General features: G+C 52.6%; 19 protein-coding genes. 18 read left to right on the top strand and 1 reads right to left on the bottom strand.

Annotated features, from left to right (window positions below; genetic code table 11):
• Positions 1–17 precede the first annotated feature (17 nt).
• The 17 genes from cbiE to ABEA66_RS08135 all read left to right on the top strand — a co-directional run bounded on the left by cbiE (position 18) and on the right by ABEA66_RS08135 (position 16286).
• Positions 18–1301, top strand: a complete 1284-nt coding sequence (cbiE, locus tag ABEA66_RS08215; RefSeq protein ID WP_345587184.1) for a precorrin-6y C5,15-methyltransferase (decarboxylating) subunit CbiE — start codon at positions 18–20, stop codon at positions 1299–1301.
• A complete protein-coding gene (gene cobI / locus ABEA66_RS08210) occupies positions 1294–2004 on the top strand; it encodes a precorrin-2 C(20)-methyltransferase (protein WP_192703784.1) in 711 nt (236 codons plus the stop codon). Before cbiE ends, cobI begins: the two co-directional genes overlap by 8 nt.
• On the top strand, positions 2004–2780 hold the full coding sequence (cobM, locus tag ABEA66_RS08205) for a precorrin-4 C(11)-methyltransferase (protein ID WP_079912179.1): 777 nt from the start codon (positions 2004–2006) through the stop codon (positions 2778–2780). Before cobI ends, cobM begins: the two co-directional genes overlap by 1 nt.
• On the top strand, positions 2777–3931 hold the full coding sequence (locus ABEA66_RS08200) for a cobalt-precorrin 5A hydrolase (protein ID WP_345587183.1): 1155 nt from the start codon (positions 2777–2779) through the stop codon (positions 3929–3931). Before cobM ends, ABEA66_RS08200 begins: the two co-directional genes overlap by 4 nt.
• Positions 3921–5327 carry a cobyrinic acid a,c-diamide synthase CobB gene (locus tag ABEA66_RS08195; protein ID WP_345587182.1) on the top strand — a complete coding sequence of 469 codons (1407 nt, stop codon included), beginning with the start codon at positions 3921–3923 and terminating at the stop codon, positions 5325–5327. The genes ABEA66_RS08200 and ABEA66_RS08195 overlap by 11 nt, the downstream gene beginning before the upstream one ends.
• Positions 5328–5351: 24 nt before the next feature.
• Positions 5352–5909, top strand: a complete 558-nt coding sequence (locus ABEA66_RS08190) for a nitroreductase family protein (RefSeq protein ID WP_192703780.1) — start codon at positions 5352–5354, stop codon at positions 5907–5909.
• Between the two features lie 151 nt (positions 5910–6060).
• Positions 6061–6291, top strand: a complete 231-nt coding sequence (locus ABEA66_RS08185) for a hypothetical protein (protein ID WP_345587181.1) — start codon at positions 6061–6063, stop codon at positions 6289–6291.
• Between the two features lie 76 nt (positions 6292–6367).
• Positions 6368–7198 (top strand): sugar phosphate isomerase/epimerase family protein, encoded by an 831-nt coding sequence (locus tag ABEA66_RS08180; protein WP_345587180.1) that lies wholly within the window; start codon positions 6368–6370, stop codon positions 7196–7198.
• A 5-nt stretch (positions 7199–7203) separates the two neighbouring features.
• Positions 7204–7704 (top strand): GNAT family N-acetyltransferase, encoded by a 501-nt coding sequence (locus ABEA66_RS08175; protein ID WP_345587179.1) that lies wholly within the window; start codon positions 7204–7206, stop codon positions 7702–7704.
• Between the two features lie 272 nt (positions 7705–7976).
• Positions 7977–8822 (top strand): class I SAM-dependent methyltransferase, encoded by an 846-nt coding sequence (locus ABEA66_RS08170; protein ID WP_079912186.1) that lies wholly within the window; start codon positions 7977–7979, stop codon positions 8820–8822.
• Between the two features lie 4 nt (positions 8823–8826).
• Complete coding sequence (locus tag ABEA66_RS08165; protein ID WP_345587178.1) at positions 8827–10059, top strand: MFS transporter; 1233 nt, start codon at positions 8827–8829, stop codon at positions 10057–10059.
• A gap of 322 nt (positions 10060–10381) precedes the next feature.
• Positions 10382–11791: an MDR family MFS transporter gene (locus tag ABEA66_RS08160; protein ID WP_465263661.1), complete on the top strand. Its 1410-nt coding sequence runs from the start codon at positions 10382–10384 to the stop codon at positions 11789–11791.
• Positions 11792–11921: 130 nt separating this feature from the next.
• Positions 11922–12905 carry a ribose-phosphate diphosphokinase gene (locus tag ABEA66_RS08155; RefSeq protein ID WP_079912189.1) on the top strand — a complete coding sequence of 328 codons (984 nt, stop codon included), beginning with the start codon at positions 11922–11924 and terminating at the stop codon, positions 12903–12905.
• A 90-nt stretch (positions 12906–12995) separates the two neighbouring features.
• A complete protein-coding gene (locus ABEA66_RS08150) occupies positions 12996–13439 on the top strand; it encodes a GNAT family N-acetyltransferase (RefSeq protein ID WP_345587177.1) in 444 nt (147 codons plus the stop codon).
• Positions 13440–13584: 145 nt separating this feature from the next.
• Positions 13585–15153, top strand: a complete 1569-nt coding sequence (locus ABEA66_RS08145) for a VOC family protein (protein WP_345587176.1) — start codon at positions 13585–13587, stop codon at positions 15151–15153.
• 237 nt (positions 15154–15390) lie between these two features.
• Positions 15391–15960: a GNAT family N-acetyltransferase gene (locus tag ABEA66_RS08140; RefSeq protein ID WP_345587175.1), complete on the top strand. Its 570-nt coding sequence runs from the start codon at positions 15391–15393 to the stop codon at positions 15958–15960.
• Positions 15960–16286, top strand: coding sequence for a hypothetical protein (locus ABEA66_RS08135; protein WP_345587174.1), 327 nt, complete (start codon positions 15960–15962; stop codon positions 16284–16286). The genes ABEA66_RS08140 and ABEA66_RS08135 overlap by 1 nt, the downstream gene beginning before the upstream one ends.
• Here the strand turns inward: ABEA66_RS08135 and ABEA66_RS08130 are convergent, their stop codons facing one another.
• Entirely contained in the window at positions 16287–16742 is a 456-nt protein-coding gene (locus ABEA66_RS08130) for a GNAT family N-acetyltransferase (RefSeq protein ID WP_345587173.1), read from the bottom strand.
• Positions 16743–16966: 224 nt separating this feature from the next.
• Here ABEA66_RS08130 and ABEA66_RS08125 point away from each other — a divergent pair, with 224 nt between their 5' ends.
• Complete coding sequence (locus ABEA66_RS08125) at positions 16967–17101, top strand: hypothetical protein (RefSeq protein WP_256865432.1); 135 nt, start codon at positions 16967–16969, stop codon at positions 17099–17101.
• Positions 17102–17129 lie beyond the last annotated feature (28 nt).

Below are 17129 nucleotides of genomic sequence, written 5' to 3'. Positions count from 1 at the left end.
TATCGGGGGAATGCAGGTTGATACAACAGCAAACAACGAATCAAACGGCAGCGCTCAAGGTGATCGGCATCGGGGATGACGGTCAAGGAAGTCTGCTGCCTCAATATATACAATGGATCTCGGAGAGCGAAGTGCTGGTCGGGGGAGAGCGGCAGCTGCAATTTTTCCCGGACTACAGCGGAGAGACCATAGCGATCAAGGGTGGCTTGTCCGAGCTCGCGGCCCGCTTGCAAACGAAGGCGGAGGAGGGGCGCAGGATCGTCGTGCTTGCATCGGGAGACCCGCTGTTTTACGGGATCGGCGGCTACCTCTCCTCTAAGCTGAACGTGGAAATCTACCCGAACGTCAGCTCGCTGCAGCTGGCTTTCGCCCGGATGGGGCAGAGCTGGCAGGATGCCTATGTGACCAGCGTTCACGGGCGTAGCATGAAGGGGCTGGCGCAGCGGATCGACGGGAAGTCGAAGGTCGCGCTGCTCACCGATGAGACGAATAGTCCAAAGGCTATCGCCCAGTACTTGCTGTCGTTCGGCATGGCCGAATACCGTGCGTTTATAGCGGAGAATTTGGGCGGCTCGGAAGAACGGACAGGCTGGTACGAGCTGCAGGAGCTCGAAGAGCGCGAGTTTTCTCCCCTAAACGTGATGATTCTGAGTGCTCCCAAGGGCGCATGGGCCGGCAAACGTTGGCCGATGGGCATTGAGGATGAAATGTTCATCCAGCGTAAGCCGGATAAAGGGCTGATAACCAAGAAGGAAATCCGCGTCATGAGCTTGGCGCAGCTGGCGCTTCAGCCGGACAGCATCGTCTGGGATATCGGCACCTGCACTGGGTCCGTTGCTATTGAAGCGGCTCGTATTGCGCGCTACGGCGAAGTATACGCGATTGAGAAGAACGAAGCGGATTTGCAGAACTGCTTGGACAACATGCACCGCTTCCGGACGGACATTACAGCGATTCAAGGACGAGCGCCGCAAGGCCTGGAGCAGTTCCCGGATCCGGATGCCGTGTTCATCGGAGGCAGCGGAGGCGAGATGGAGGAGCTGCTTCACGTGTGCTGCAGCCGTCTGCGTCCGGGCGGGCGCATTGTATTGAATGCCGCTACAATCGAGAATCTATATGAAGCGAACAAGGCGTTCGCGAATGAAGGCTTCGCGACAAGCATTACGCTCGCACAGATTTCGCGAAGCAAGCCGATTTTGAATTTGACCCGGTTCGAGGGTCTTAACCCAATATATATCATTACCGCTAAACATAAGGAATCCGGTGGAGCAGAGGAAACGGAGGGGACAGCAAGTGAGTAAGTTAGGGGTGTTATACGGATTGGGTGTTGGACCCGGGGACCCGGAGCTGATCACGGTCAAAGCGTTCCGCATATTGAAGGAATCGCCGGTCATCGCTTATCCCCGCAAGAAAATGGGGGCTAAGAGCTACGCTCTGACGATTACGGAGCTGTATGTTAATACGGAAGAAAAGACGATGATAGGGCTGACCTTCCCGATGACTAGGGATCGCGAAGCGCTGGAAATGCAGTGGAGCAAGACAGTCAGCACGGTGTGGGAGCATCTGGAGCAGGGGAAGGACGTGGCGTTCGTAACCGAGGGTGACCCGATGATTTACAGCACGTTCATTCACTTGATGCGGCTGATGAAGGAGCGCCATCCCGAGGTGGAGGTTCGTTCCATTCCCGGTATTTCTTCAATCAACGCTTCGGCGTCACGCCTTGGGATTCCGCTTGCGGACGGCGATGAGCAAATTGCCATCGTTCCTGCAACGGACGATTATGAGAAGATGCGTACCGCTATTGAAAATCACGACTGCGTCGTATTCATCAAGGTAGCCAAAGTGATCGATCTGATGATCCATGTGCTGGGCGATCTCGGATTGACGGACAAGGCGGCCGTACTGACCAAGGTCACCTCATCGGAGGAAATGATCTGGCGCAACATTCGAGAGCTGCAAGGCAAAGGCTTGGAATACTTAACGCTAATGGTGGTGAGAAAATAATGAAAATTTATATTATCGGAGCAGGACCGGGCGATCCCGATCTGATTACAGTCAAAGGACTTCGTATTCTGCAGGAGGCCGACGTCGTACTCTACACCGATTCCCTGGTTAACGAAGAGCTCATCGCCAAGGCAAAGCCGGAAGCGGAGATTCTGAAAAGCGCTGGCATGGATCTTGATGAAATGGTCGCTATCATGGCCGACCGCGTCAAGCAGGGTAAGATGGTGGCTCGGGTTCATACGGGAGATCCTGCGGTCTTCGGCGCGATTATGGAGCAGGTGGCTCTGTTGAAAAAAGAAGGCATCGGCTACGAGGTCATCCCCGGCGTAAGCTCAGTCTTTGCGTCTGCTGCCGCCCTTGGTGCGGAGCTGACGATTCCGGAGCTGACCCAGACGCTCATTCTGACCCGTGCCGAAGGCAGAACTCCGGTGCCGGAGCTGGAGAAGCTGAAGGATCTGGCTTCTCACCACTGTACGATTGCATTATTCTTAAGTGCCACTTTGACGAAAAAAGTGGTGGAAGAGTTCCGAAGCGCGGGCTGGAGTGAGGACACGCCGATAGCCGTCGTGCAAAGGGCGACATGGCCGGATCAGCTTATTGTCCGGACGACGCTTGCCAATCTCGAGCAGGATATGCGCAGCAACGGAATTCGCTCTCACGCGATGATTCTTGCAGGCTGGGCGCTTGATCCGGAGATTCATAACAAGGATGAATACCGCTCCAAGCTGTACGATAAAGAATTTACGCACCGCTTCCGCAGAGGGGTGAAATCATGATCGCATTGCGCGAGGGCGAGATTCCTTCGATTGAGCAGCACGGCGATTATGCGATTGTAGCCATCACGAAGCATGGCGTCGAGATGGCGCGCAAGCTGCACGAAACGTTCCGCCATTCGGATTTGTACTACATGTCCAAATTCGAGCGGGGCGATGAAGCAGCGCGGGGCATTCAGCTGTTCGAAGGCAGTGTCAGACTGCTGTTCCCGGCTTTATTCCCGGCGTATAAAGGACTCATTATTATTATTTCGTTAGGTGCTGTAATCCGGATGATCGCACCGCTGCTGGTAGATAAAAAGACAGACCCCGGCATCGTCGTTATCGATGACAAAGGGGAGAATGTGATCAGCGTGCTGTCGGGTCACTTGGGCGGCGCGAACGAGCTGACCCGAGAGGTAGCTGCGGCCATGGGAGCGAGGCCGATCATTACGACGGCCTCGGACGTGCAGGGGACGATAGCGGTGGACTTGTTCGGCCGCCGCTTCGGCTGGGAATGGGAGTCGGCGGATAAGCTGACGCCTGTCAGCGCTTCCGTCGTGAACGAGGAGCAGGTTGCCGTCGTTCAAGAATCCGGCGAGCCCGGCTGGTGGCTGTATGATACGCCGCTGCCGGCGAATATTCGCACGTTTGGCAGCGTTGCCGATGCGTTGGCGGTGAAGCCGCAGGCGGCACTCGTGGTGACGCACCGCGTATTAAGCATGGACGAGGAGGCAATTCTCGAGAACGGCGTGCTGTACAGGCCGAAGGTCATCGCGCTCGGCATCGGCTGCAACCGCGGCACATCCGCCGAAGAGATCGAATTGGTGATCTCGGAGACGCTGGCCGAGCTGCAGTTCTCGATGAAGAGCGTGAAGGCCGTCTGCACGATCGATCTGAAGAAGGACGAGGAGGGGCTCCTCGCCGTCGTACAAAAGCACGGCTGGGCGTTCGTCACCTATGCGCCCGAGCAGCTGAACACGGTGGCCCTGGAGGCCCCATCGGACACCGTGTTCCAGTTCACCGGCGCCTACGGCGTGAGCGAGCCGGCGGCGAAGCTGTACTCCGGCGCCAAGGAGCTGGCGCTGGTGAAGAAGAAATCGGGCAACGTCACGATTTCAGTAGCCGTCATTCCGTTCCCGCAGGAAGGGAGCGAGGCAGCCGATGGAAGGTAGCCGTAAGATTGTCATTGCCGGAACCGGCAGCGGCGTCGGGAAAACAACGCTGACAATCGGCCTGATGGCCGCTTTGCAGCGTCTCGGACGCAAGGTGCAGGGCTTCAAGTGCGGCCCCGACTATATTGATCCGACGTATCATACGGCGGTCACGGGACGCATATCCCGCAATCTGGACAGCTATATGCTGACGCATGATACAGTCAAAGAAATATATGCCCGGGCGAGCCGTGAGGCGGACATCTCCGTCATCGAGGGCGTCATGGGCTTCTATGACGGCAAGAACCCGAAGACGAACGAGGGCAGTACGGCTGAAATCAGCCTTCTGCTGGAGGCCCCCGTGCTGCTCGTGGTGAACTGCCAGAGCATGGCCCGCAGCGCCGCCGCCATTGTGCGCGGCTTCCAGCTGCTGGAGCCCCGCGTTAACATAGTCGGCGTCATTGCGAACAAGGTCGGCAGTGAGGGCCACTACAAGCTCGTGCGCGAAGCGATCGAGCAGGGATGCGGGATTCCCGTCGTCGGATACATGAAGCGGGAAGATCATATCGAAATGCCGGAGCGGCATCTCGGCTTGGTGCCTTCCATTGAACGGGGCGAGCTGCAGCCGTTCTTCGATAAGCTTGCCGAGCTGATTTCAGCCACGGTTGATGTAGAGCGCATATGGGAGCTGGCCCAGTCTCCCGCGGTTTCATTGTCTGAGGAAGCCGAGTCTGCTTCCGCTTTTCGCCGCCGGACCGGACGGTCAGGCCCCCCAATCCGTATCGCGGTAGCGAAGGATGCAGCCTTTAATTTTTATTATCAGGAAAATTTCGAGCTGCTGGAGGCTTATGGAGCGGAGTGCGTCTTCTTCTCGCCATTGGCAGGAGAAACGCTGCCCGAAGGCGTTCAGGGCCTGTATCTCGGGGGAGGCTTCCCTGAAGAATTCGCCGAGGTGCTGTCGGCTAATGAGGCGGTGAAGCAATCGATCCGCCAGGCGATTGATCAAGGACTTCCGACGCTGGCCGAATGCGGCGGATTCATGTATTTAACGGAGTCCATCGAGCATACGGACGGCCGGAAGCATTCGATGCTCGGTCTTATCCCCGGCAGCGTCAAGATGCAGAAGAAGCTTGCGGCATTAGGCTACCGGGACATTACCGGGAGAGAAGGCAACTTCCTGCTCGGGCCGTCCGACCGCGCCAAAGGCCACGAGTTTCATTATTCGACCTTTCAGCCGAATGAAGGGGCTGACATCTCCAGCGCCTATGAAACGAAAGGGCTGCGGGGCATGAAGCAGGAAGGCTACATCAATGAGAGCGGGTCGCTCGTCGCGGGATATACCCATATCCATTTCGCATCATCGCCTGAATTGGCAGAACGCTGGGTAGAGCGATGTGCCGGCTTTCAGCTGAAATAAACAGGGATAGGAAGGAGAAACTGAATGTCTATTATGGAATTGCTGCAGCAGAGAAGAGCGGTGCGCAATGTACAGCCTGTAGAAGTTGAGGATGAGAAAATTCATGCCTTGCTTGCTGCGGCTACTTTAGCGCCGAATGACAGGCTTCGGGAGCCTTGGCATTTCTATGTGATTCGCGGAGAGGCGAAGCAGCGTTACGAAGCAGAAGCGCTTCAATACTTGGAGGAACGGTTTCCGACCAAGCCGAATCTGGTGAAGGAATCATTAAAGGTTTTGACGGCTACGCCGCTTGTCATTGCCGTTACGGCGGATGTCATTCCTGACGATCCTGCCTCCTCCAAGGATAACGAGTATGCCGCTGCCTGTGCCATTCACTCGATGTGGCTGGCAGCCACGGAGATGGGGCTCGGCTTCGTATGGCGCACGCGCGGAATCGGCCTGGTTCATGACGACCGGATGCACCGGTTTATCGGCTCGCCGGAAAACAAGAAGGTGATCGGAACGATTTTCATCGGCTATCCGGCCGACACGCCTCCGGCGACTTCCAGAACCCCGCACAGCGATAAAACCACTTGGCTGTAAAACAGCGATTCTTACATTTTCCATAGGAAAGCAGCATGTATAACCCTTTATTCCGTTTTTGGATAAAGGGTTTTATTTTTCAATAAAGAGGCTCGCTAAAGGAGAGAAAAATGGAGGGATTATCATCCTTTATTACTTAGGCTGGTTGTGGATGTTCCTATACGTAGCACTTGGCTGGGTAGCTGTTTCCATGGTCGGCTTCCGGTTCCAGGCTGTTTATTTTATACTCTGTGTTCTGCAAATGCTGGCTTTGGGTACATATCAAATTTATTGGAAAGGATTGCGAACTAGGGATTATGTACTGACGGGTCTTATCTTGGCAGGCTTATATGCAGAAATGAAGTGGGTGCTGGATATTGTGAAAATGGCGTATGGCAGCTAGCGGACAGAAGAAAAGTTCTCTTCGTTTCAATCGTATGGTACTATTGGATTTATATGGGTTGAAAGAGGTGAGGACTGTGGGCAAGCCGAAGTTCGGCGTTTCAGGAAGTACCATTTTATCCAACCCGGAACGTTTTGAAGAGCTATTTTGGGATGATATAGATCAGATTGAAATAGGAGAATTTCCTGACGAGCGGGCTTTTGAACAATTTCTCGAATTGGCCCGGCAGAAGGGAGTACCGTATGGCGTTCATTCTCCCCTGCTTCGCAGTGGAAGCAAATATGACTTGCTTCAACACGTCTATATGGAGCCTGAGGAGGCGTGGAAGCGGCTGGAGGCCGAAGTCTGCCAATTGTCGCGGCTGGGTGCCCAATACGTTTTGGTCCATTTTCCTTATTTTAAAGAAGAGCTTCCCGCTACGGAAGACGTTCATGTACTCATCGAACAAGGCTTGCAAAGATTACATTCGCTGCAGGAAAAGTATTCGATTCCTTTGGTGTGCGAGCCTAAGCTTGGATGGAATCGTTCTGCCGTCGGGATAGAGTATCTGCATCATTTTCCGGTCGAGGTGTGGGAGAAATACGGCATTTCACTGTGCATTGATATTGGCGATTACCTCATGGCGGCGGGAGATCGGATTCTTTCCTATCTGGCCAAGTGGAGGAACCACATCAAGTCGGTTCATCTGCATAATGTAGAGCTTGTGCCGGGGCATTACCACTGGATTCCCGTTCACCCGTCCCACGAAACGAATGGCAGGCAATATCCGATTCAAGAGCTGATTCGTTTTTTAGCCGAATGTGAGGATGTCGTCTTTATATTCGAGCATACGCCGCATGGCCAGCATGACAAAGCATTCATCCAAAGCGGCTATGAATGGATTCGCAAGCTTGCGGAGGGGAGATGACGCCTGTGGACTTAGAGGTCAGGAAGACAGCTTCGAACGAGCTGGAGGATTTCCTGTCCATTCTCCGGGAAGCGGCGTTATGGCTGAAGCAAGGCGGTCGGGAGATGTGGAGCGACAGTCAGCTGTCCGCAGAGAGACTGCTGAAGCATCATTCGCTAGACGATATGTACATAGGATATTGGAACGGTGAAGCGGCAGCCGCGATGATTCTCCAGGAGGAAAACGCTATGCTGTGGCCGGATTTGGAACAAAAGGACTCGTTGTTTGTGCACAAGCTAGCCGTTCGCAGGAAGTATGCCAAGCAAGGCGTGTCCGAGCATATGATGAATTGGGCCAAAGCTCACGCCGAATACGCCGGCAAAGCCTGGATCAGACTCGATTGTGCTGCGGATAGGCCTAAGCTATGCCAGTTTTACGAGAAGCAAGGCTTTAAGAGAGTAAGGGAAAGAGTTGTGCTCGGAAAATACCCTACCGCTTTTTATGAATTTCGCATTGTGACTACGTAGAATGATACGTAATCCATGCAGAAAGGCTGTGAAAACGGATGATCTGGAAAGTTGGAGCCATTGCAGCGCTTGCTGTGCTGCCAGCGTATTATTACTGGAAATACCGTCTGTGGAATAAACGGGTATAGAACCGCCCCTCCAAGGCGGTCTTTTATTGCCCGGGAAAAGGAAGATGAAGCTGTATCCGGCTGATGTGCGGGAACGCTTTTACTGCCGTAGGGCGAAAGGTCAAGCAGTACAATGAGGAAACGGGGATAGGATGAAGATGACGGTTGTATGGTATAATAAATGTCCACGAATTTCCAGACGGCGAGGTGAATCTTCTGAGAAGAAATGAATCCTTCAATACGGACGCGCAGCTGTATGACGAAATGAGGCCTCCTTATGATTCATCGGTGATTGACTGGATCATGAACAAGACCGGGGTGACGGAGCGGGACCAGCTGATCGAGATAGGACCGGGTACGGGGCAGGCGACATTGCCGTTTGCCGAGCGCGGGCTTTCCATTCATTGCATCGAGCTTGGAGAGAAGCTTGCCGCTATCTTAAAGCGGAAGTGTGAGGGATATCCGCAAGTGACGGTAGACGTGAGCCCGTTTGAAACGTGGGAATCGGATACGGTACCCCAGCCCAGGCTGATCTATTCGGCTGCAGCCTTCCATTGGATAGATAAGCAGGTAAAGTATAAGAAATGCTCCGACCTGCTGGTGGACCATGGCTTTCTTGCCTTGATGTGGCACGAGCATACGGATGATACGCCGGATATCATAGTCAAGTCTTACGAACTGCTGGAGCGGTATTCGGACAAATCATTTCACTATCCATCCAGACAAGAGCGAAGGCAGAAGCGAATTAACGAGATCGATCATAGCGGTTACTTTACCTTCTGTGAGGCATTTGAGCACAAGTGGATGACGGAGCAAACACCGGACGAATATTTGCAAGCGTTTAAGACGCAATCCTCTTATTTATCGCTTGACGACTCTAGCAAAAAGCGGCTTTCAGAGGAATTGGCGAACCTGCTGGCCGGCTGCGATCAGCCCATCCGCAAGGCGTATGTGACCGCGGTATACTTGGCCCGGAAAAAGAGTCCGTCTTGTGTAGAAAGCGAGGCTTAGCGCTTTGGAAAAACACAGTCGCTACAATACGATACTGCTGCTTATCGTCGTCTTCGGAGGCTTTCTGATCTTCGGATTTTCGGAAAATATTAAAGGTCCGGCCATTCCCAGAATGCAGGCTGATTTCAGCTTGAATGAAGCGCAGCTGGGATGGCTCCTGGCCTTAAATTCGCTTGGCTATTTGGCGGCCTGCTCTTATACTTCTATTTTATCAAGGAAAATAGGGATCCGATGGACGGGAATCATCGCCTTTGTATCCATGGCGGTCTCGGGCGTATTGATGTATCTCTCCACCTCCTATCCTTTTTTGTCCGCCGCTTATTTTGTGATGTATCTGGGGAACGGGATGCTGGAAATCGGTCTTGCGATTATGGCGGCGCGTATCTTTACAAGGAATACGGGAATGATGATGAATCTCGCCCATTTCTTTTATGGACTCAGCTCGACGGTAGCCCCGATCATTGCAGCTTCCCTTATGGGATGGCATGTGATGGGCGGCGAGCTGGGATGGCGCGGGATGTACCTGATCATGCTGTCTTTATCCTTGCTGCCCGTCATTCCTTCGCTGCTGGGCCGGTTTCCGACGGGGAATCAGGAGGAGGGAGCCAACAGCTCCTTTCGCGATCTGGTCGCTGATCCTGTCGCCTGGCTTATCGTCGCCGTCCTGTCCTTCGGGGTCGTATCGGAGCTTGCTGTCGGAAGCTGGCTGGTTTACTTCCTGGAAAGAGCGTATGCATGGCCGATAGAGGACGCTTCCCGCATGCTGTCGGTTTTCTTCCTTTTCTTCATGCTCTCCCGTTTATTTCTCGGACCGGTTACCGATAAGATCGGATATACGATGTCCATCATGATATTTTCCGCATTCTCAGGCCTCTGCAGCCTGGCGGCCATTGTACTCGGCGAAAAAGCCGCCATTCTGTTTGCCGTCGCCGGAATTGGCATTGCTCCGATCTATCCGACTGTGATGGCGCTGCTGGCCAAGCGATACGGGAAGGGCGTGGATACCGCGATCACGTTTACCGTTACGCTGATGGGAATTGCCAGTGTTATCGGCAATCTTCTGATAGGATATATCATCGATGGGGTCCGCAGTATGTTCTCTATGCGTGACACCGCGGACAGCCAGCTTATCGGGCTTCAGGCAGGGTACGGGTTTATAGCCGTACTGGCGCTCTTGTGCTCGGTTACCTGCGGGATTCTGTACCTGCGCCTGCGGGAGCAAAAGGAAGTCGTATAAAACGGGTAGATAAAGAAGAGTTTGAAACCGTAATGAAGAGAGAGGGCGCACAGATGAGGTCAGACCGTAACGCTGGACTTAATAAGGCAGCCAAGAAGGATGTACTGGGAGATGCTTTAGCCGATTGAAGGCTTCCGCCGTTATCAATATTATAGCTGCATAAATTTACCACTCCGGTCCCTGTACGCGCCGTTACAGCCGCTTCTCAAAATGAACCGGTATAACCCGGGTGGTTAAGGAGATATTAGAAAGAAATGGATGATGCTTATATGATGCCTTACGGGACTCAACGCGTTCAGTCAGACGAGAGGAGGCAGACGCTATGAATGCATATCAGCGCAAAATTACAGCAGCGTTATTAATCGCAACGTTTCTATCAGCTATTGAAGGAACGATCATCAGCTCTGCGATGCCCGCCATTGTTAAAAAGCTGGGAGGCATGGAGCTTATCAGCTGGGTGTTTGCCATCTACCTGCTAACATCGGCGGTCACCACTCCGATTTTCGGTAAATTAGCGGATCTTTTTGGCCGCAAAAAGGTGTTCCTAATCGGAACCTCCTTATTTTTATTGGGCTCCATGCTGTGCGGACTTTCCCAGACGATGCAGCAGCTGATCTGGTTCCGCGCCATTCAAGGGATCGGAGCGGGGGCCGTGGTGCCGATTACCTTCACGATCATCGGCGATATTTTTACATTTGAACAGCGGTCCAAGGTCCAGGGAATGTTCAGCTCGGTATGGGGGATCGCCGGTATTTTCGGTCCGCTTGTCGGCGGCTTTCTCGTCGATTATGTCAGCTGGCATTGGATCTTTTACATGAATCTTCCTTTTGGAATCATCTCCATGTTCATTATCGCGAAGAGTCTGCAAGAAAATCTTGAAAAACGGAAGCGTAAAATCGATTACGGCGGGGCTGTAACCTTTACGGTCGGGACGACGGCGCTGCTCTATGCGCTGATTTCCGGCGGCAACGAGTTGTCGTGGAATTCCGCACCAATGTATATTTTATTCGCGGTTTCGGTCGTATTTCTCATCTCGTTTGTTTGGATTCAGATGCGGCATCCGGAGCCGATGATCCCAGTACAATTGTTTCATCATCGGGAGGTTACGATTTCCAATGTCGTCTCGTTTCTGGCAAGCGGCATTCTGATCGGGATCACGGCTTATCTTCCTCTATGGATTCAAGGGGTTCTTCAGCAAGGAGCTATGTTCTCGGGATTCATTCTTATGCCGATGTCCATCGGATGGCCTATAGGCGCTATGGTTGGAAGCCGACTCTTGCTCCGGCTGGGCTCCAGACTGATATCCCTGATGGGAATATTTCTTCTGGTGGTCAGCACTCTTTCCTTGACGTTTATAACCATTTCGACACCTAGCTGGGTTATCTTGATCATGATCTTTATATCAGGGCTTGGCTTCGGCTTATCGATGACGATTTTTACTATTGTGGTTCAATCTGCCGTGGGATGGAATTTGCGCGGGGTGGCTACATCCTCCAATACATTTCTGCGCACATTGGGGCAGACCTTGGGCGTTGCGGTGCTGGGAACGTTCCTGAATCAACGTATCGGAACTTACGCCAAAGCAGGCGAAGAGGTTCCTCCTGCCATTCTTGCCGGTGGCATTCATGGCGTGTTCTTGATTATTGCAGGACTAGCTGTCCTCAGCTTGCTTATTTCCTTCTGGATTCCCAAGTTTAAACCGGAGCAGGAGACGGAAAAAGCGAAAGCCTGACCGGCCAGCACAGCAGGAGGGTCCGTTCTTTGAAGCGGCGGCAATCGTTCATCATATTGTCACTCCATGATATGGGTTTATATGGAATAATTATACATGAATTCAGCTGCAGCTAAATAAGGAGGGCCTTATGAAGATTGGTGAGATCAAAATATTCGCCGGAAGCTCCGGGAAAGCCTTTGCGGACAAGATGTGCCGGTATATGGGAGTCGAAGTCGGGCAATCGGAAACGTTGACCTTCTCCGAAGGCAACACCTTCGTCAGGATCAGGGAAACCGTTCGGGATAAGGACGTCTACCTGGTACAGTCCATCGGACTCAGGCCGAACGATGAATTTGTGGAGATCTTGTTTTGGGTCGATGCCTTCAAGAGAGCGAGCGCCAATACGGTAACGGTCATAATGCCCTACTTCAGCTACGCCAAGGGGGATAAGAAGGACGAGCCCCGAGTCTCCATCAGAGCCAGGGTGTGCGCGGAAGCGATTGAAATGGCCGGCGCGGACCGGGTCGTTGCGATGGACCTGCACAGCCACCAAATCCAGGGCTTTTTCAAAAAGCCGGTAGACCATCTTTTTGCCCTGCCTGTACTATGTGAAACGATAGCCCGGATGCAATTAGCCGACCCGATTATCGTGTCTCCGGATGCGGGCTTTGCCAAGCAGGCGCGCAAATACGCAGATTACCTGGGTACGTCGCTTGCCATTGGGGACAAGACCCGGAAGGGTCACGATGAGAAAGCTGAGATTTTGGAGCTCATCGGTCATGTTGAGGGAAAAACGGCGATCATCGTCGATGATTTCTCCATTTCCGGCGGCACGTTGATCGAGCTTTCGAAGCTGCTGGTGGAACGGGGCGCAGCAAGAGTCCTCGCATGCTTATCGCATCTGGTTCTCAACGAAGCTGCCGTACGAAAAATCGACAACAGCCCCATCGAGCTCGTAATCAGCACCGATTCCGTGGACAATCCTCATCTGGTCCATTCCAACAAGTTTAAGCTGGTCTCCGTCGCGCCTCTGTTCGGGGAGGCCATAAGCCGAATTCATAACCGGGAGTCCTTAAGCCCTTTGTTCGACAGGGTTCCCGATAAAGTCATCACCTGTTCCTTTGATCAATGATACGCAGCATATTGGAAGAGAGAGTTTGCCTATCTGTTTGGCAGGCTCTTTTTTTCACCACATGTACATGTAAGAGGGGGGGGATCGGATGTGAACGAAGTGATTATCCATAAGGCGGAGCAGCTGGATGGCTCGGAGCTAAACCGATTAGTAGAAGAGAGCACGGGGGAGGGCTTTCGTCATCTTCAGCGGCTAATCCGCGATTATGAAAGCGGAATCAACACCTTCGATAAGCAGGGGGAGGCGCTCTTTCTCGCTTATTATCAAGGCGCTCTTGCCGGTGTATGCGGATTGAATCAGGATCCGTATGCCTTGGACCAGCCGGTTGGCCGCGTTCGCCGTATGTATGTTTCAACAGGAAGCCGGAGACTCGGCATCGGAAGACGGTTGATGGAGGCCGTCATTGCGGAGGCAAGAAGTCATTACAGCATGCTGGTTCTAAGAACGGACAATCCGGAAGCGGATCGGTTTTATCGCTCTTTAGGCTTTAAGCCAGATGAAACGGAGATCATTACAGTCATTACCTTCCATTAAAAGCTTGCGGGCTTGGCTAAGACGACCTGAAGCATGCTGCTTCCAAAGTTTCTGATAATTTTGGACATATCCCTTGCACTGATACTTCGTTATAATGGGTGACAAATCATACCAAATAAACAAAAAATTTGGAGGCAATCGGGAAATGGAACAAGGTGTAAATCAAATGAACCGGCATGCTGAGGAGGATTATAAGCCTGCTGCGCTGCCGCACGCATTTAAGATAATACACGGCAGCCTGTTTCCGACCAAGGGAGACCATGCTGTTTCAACAGCGGGCTCGCTGCAATTGCTTAGAAGCTTCAAGGCCGCAGCTATCCGCTGTCAGGGGTTGGGGCGATTCGAGACATTGATTCCCGAAGCGGCCAAATGTTGGCGTGAAAAGCTGCATAAGGTGCCGAACCGGATTCACTCGGAGCTGCATTTCGGCCTAGCTCCCTGTTCCGTATCACAGGATTCGGCTGAGACCCATACCTACTATTTGGCCGTGGAGGTGAGCAGCTTTGAAGGGCTGCCGGAGGAGTTCGAGCGCATTGAGGTTCGGGCGGATCACTACGCAGTGGTTCGAAAAGAACCAGGGCAGGATGTGAAGGACATCTATGCTGCCGCTCATAAATTCATCCGGAACGAACAGAAAAGGATGGCGCCCAAGGATGCGGAGCCGTTAGCTTACCAGTTTGAAATTTTTTACGAAAGCATGGAAGCGTACGGGGAGAGATTGTCAGGGGCTGCGGGCCGCCCGTTCGTCATGGATTTATGTATTCCTGTAGAGGATAGTGAAGGCTACCGTCCAACATCCGTTCCATCCGTTTTCAAAGTCCTGCATCAGCCGCTTGAAGGCACAGATACGGACTCGGTTGACAGGTCAACGGCGACAGAGGGGCCAGCTCCCATAGAGCGTTTCGTTCCGCAGATTGTCTTCGACGGCGGGACGGTTACAACGACATTGGAAGAGCATGAAGAGATGATCGCTTGGCTTGAGCGACATGCCGGTTGGAAAATAGCTCAGCAGGAGAACTGGAAGCCTGTCCCTCAGGCAGCGGTCGGTAAAATGACCCATATGGGTTGGGGAGTCTGGATCGAGTCCGGCAGCTCATCCGAAGGAGAGCCTGTTCCTGCCGCGGCTAAAGGACCCTTCGATCCATTCGTCCGCTGGTGCTGGAGGACCGGGAATGTGCAGGAAAAACGCCAGGAGCTAATGGCAAACGGCGTTCGGGTAAGCGAGCTGTACAGAGACCCAGAGGGCTTAGAAAGCTTTGATTTCTGGGCCGGCCCTAAAGAGATGCTGCTGACGGCCATAGAGGATCCGGCATGGAAGGAGTCTTCTCTCGCCGACGCGAACCGGTTCCGGATCACAGTCCGGCATTTGCAGAAGTCGATGGAGTGGTACCACAATTACATTGGAATGGAAACGGTAACAGATCGTTCCGAGCATGGATACGCGGTCATGAAGCTTGGCATCAATTACCATCCGGATGGACAATCCCGATGGCTATTGGAAGAGGACCCGAGCCGTCCCGAAACCGGCCCCGTCGATGGACTGTTCCGAACCCGGTGCATCATTTCTAGCCGGGAGTCGTTCTTCAAGTATCACCAGTTTCTGAGGGATAGCGGAGTTGAGGTTTCGGAAGTCACAGGGTTTCTTCAGCGGGGCCGCGTCTGCTTCCATCTGTATGATCCGGACGGCAACCGGTTTGATGTTAGCAGCTTTTAGTATGCTGTATATGGATGAAAAACGAAGTTCGGGTTACGATCTGTTAAGTTGTTCCGACTGGAACCAGGAATAAAGACATTGTATAACGAGCTGGAAGGGGGTGCCGTGGCAGCTCCTTCTTCACTCTCATAAACATCTCTGCAGTGAAAAGCTTCATTATATCCAAACGTTACCTACCAGGCTTCGCTCCTCTCCCGTACAATAAGAGTCATATAGGGTACGGAGGGGGCCGGTGTTATGCACGATCTGGAATGGGCTCAAGATTACATGGAGGATGACGCGCGGCGGACTGCTTTATTTAAGCTGGCTGAGCAAATATTCGGGCTTCGTATGGAGAACTGGTACCGGCATGCGCCTGACAATCGCCGCTATATACCTTTTTCTTATTTTGACGGGGGCCGGACAATAGCCAATGTATCTGCCAACCTGCTGGACCTGGTCATTGACGGTGAATGGAAACCAGTGATTCAACTGGGGACGGTCATGACGCATCCGGATTATCGGGGCCGCGGATTGGCCGGCAGCCTGATGACCCGCGTGCTTGAGCACTATGAAGGAATGTATGATGTCATGTATCTTTTCGCTAACCGCAGTGTCCTTCGTTTTTATCCCAAGTATGGATTTGAGCCGGTAAGCGAGCAGTTGTTTATATTGGATTGGTCCCCATCGAAGCTGCAGCTGGCAGGTGAGGGGATAGGTAAACTCGACCCGAGAAACAAAGACGACTTGCAGTTCATTGCCCGTATGGCAGCAGCCAGAAGACCGGTCTCCAGGCGCTTGGAGCCGCCAATGCCGAAGGCATCCTGATGTTCTACTGTCTGAATGTCTTTCCGGACGATATCTGCTATTTGGAAGAGGAAAAAGCGATCGTAATCTGCAAACGGCACATGACGGATCCGGCGCGGCTGGAAGTTTTCGATATCATCAGTTCTGTAGAAATCGATATACATAGAGTCTTGTCCCGGTTAGCTGGAGAGGAAATCCGAACCGTTGTGTTCCATTACACCCCGGATTATCAGGGCATTCAGCTGAGGTCCAGCATGTTTAACGGCAGCGAGGTGCTCTTTGTCAAAACGAACGGTTCGGTTCGGCTCCCCCCGCTAATCAAGCACCCCATAACTGCCCAAGCGTAGTCAGGGCTGCACGGAGAAGTCGTATTTCATCAGCTTGAAGCGGATGCCGTGAGACTCATACAGCTTATGGTCCAGCCATGGGGAAGCTTCTCGGAAACCAAGGCTGCTCCAGAAATCTATGGATAGGCTCCGCGAGTGCAGCTCAACCGTAGTGATGCTCGTCTGTTGTTTGATGTACGCGGCGATTCCTTCCCATAGACGGCGTCCGATTCCCTTCTTGCGATGCTGTGATGAGACTGCGGCAAACCGGATTTCGGCCGTTGTCCCGTTCATGAACAAGACCATGGCTCCAACCACGTCCTCCTCCTCCGTGCAGACAAAGCCAACCTCATCTCCTTCCATAGAAAGCGCTTGTCTTGTTTCTCTTCCCATTCCCAGCGGCTTCCACATCTCGTTATACAGCAGGTCTTCCATCTTCTCTTTTAAAGTTTTGTTATCGACGATACCTACGCGCATGTCTGATCGGCTCCTTTTTTATAGACCATGGCTTCCAGCATATATGTATGTGCTTGCTCCGATAAGCAGTACGCGTACTGGCTTCTTTTCAAGATAAGGCATGTTGTTGTAAAAGCGGCGGATATTGTTTAGAAAAGCTGGAATTCAGGTAATAGTAATGTATAGAAATTAGAGATTGTGAGAATAATAGATTACTAGAGAGAAAAAGAAGGGAGGGGAATCGAATGAAGAGTCCAACCAATCAAGCTGCGGCACACAGCAATCGTTACTATTTCTTAATGTACATAAAAACCGGCGATAAGAAGTATCTAATGCGGATTTTACCTATGGAGCTTGAACAGAAAGCATCCTTTGCCTAGAAAAGCTTTATGGTTAGAATAAAGAGCC

Origin of the sequence: Paenibacillus vulneris (genome assembly GCF_039543185.1) — a bacterium.
In the GTDB taxonomy this organism is placed as follows: Bacteria; Bacillota; Bacilli; order Paenibacillales; family NBRC-103111; genus Paenibacillus_S; species Paenibacillus_S vulneris.
Note: the sequence above shows the minus strand (reverse complement) of the source record. Positions and strands in the feature narration are given on the sequence as shown.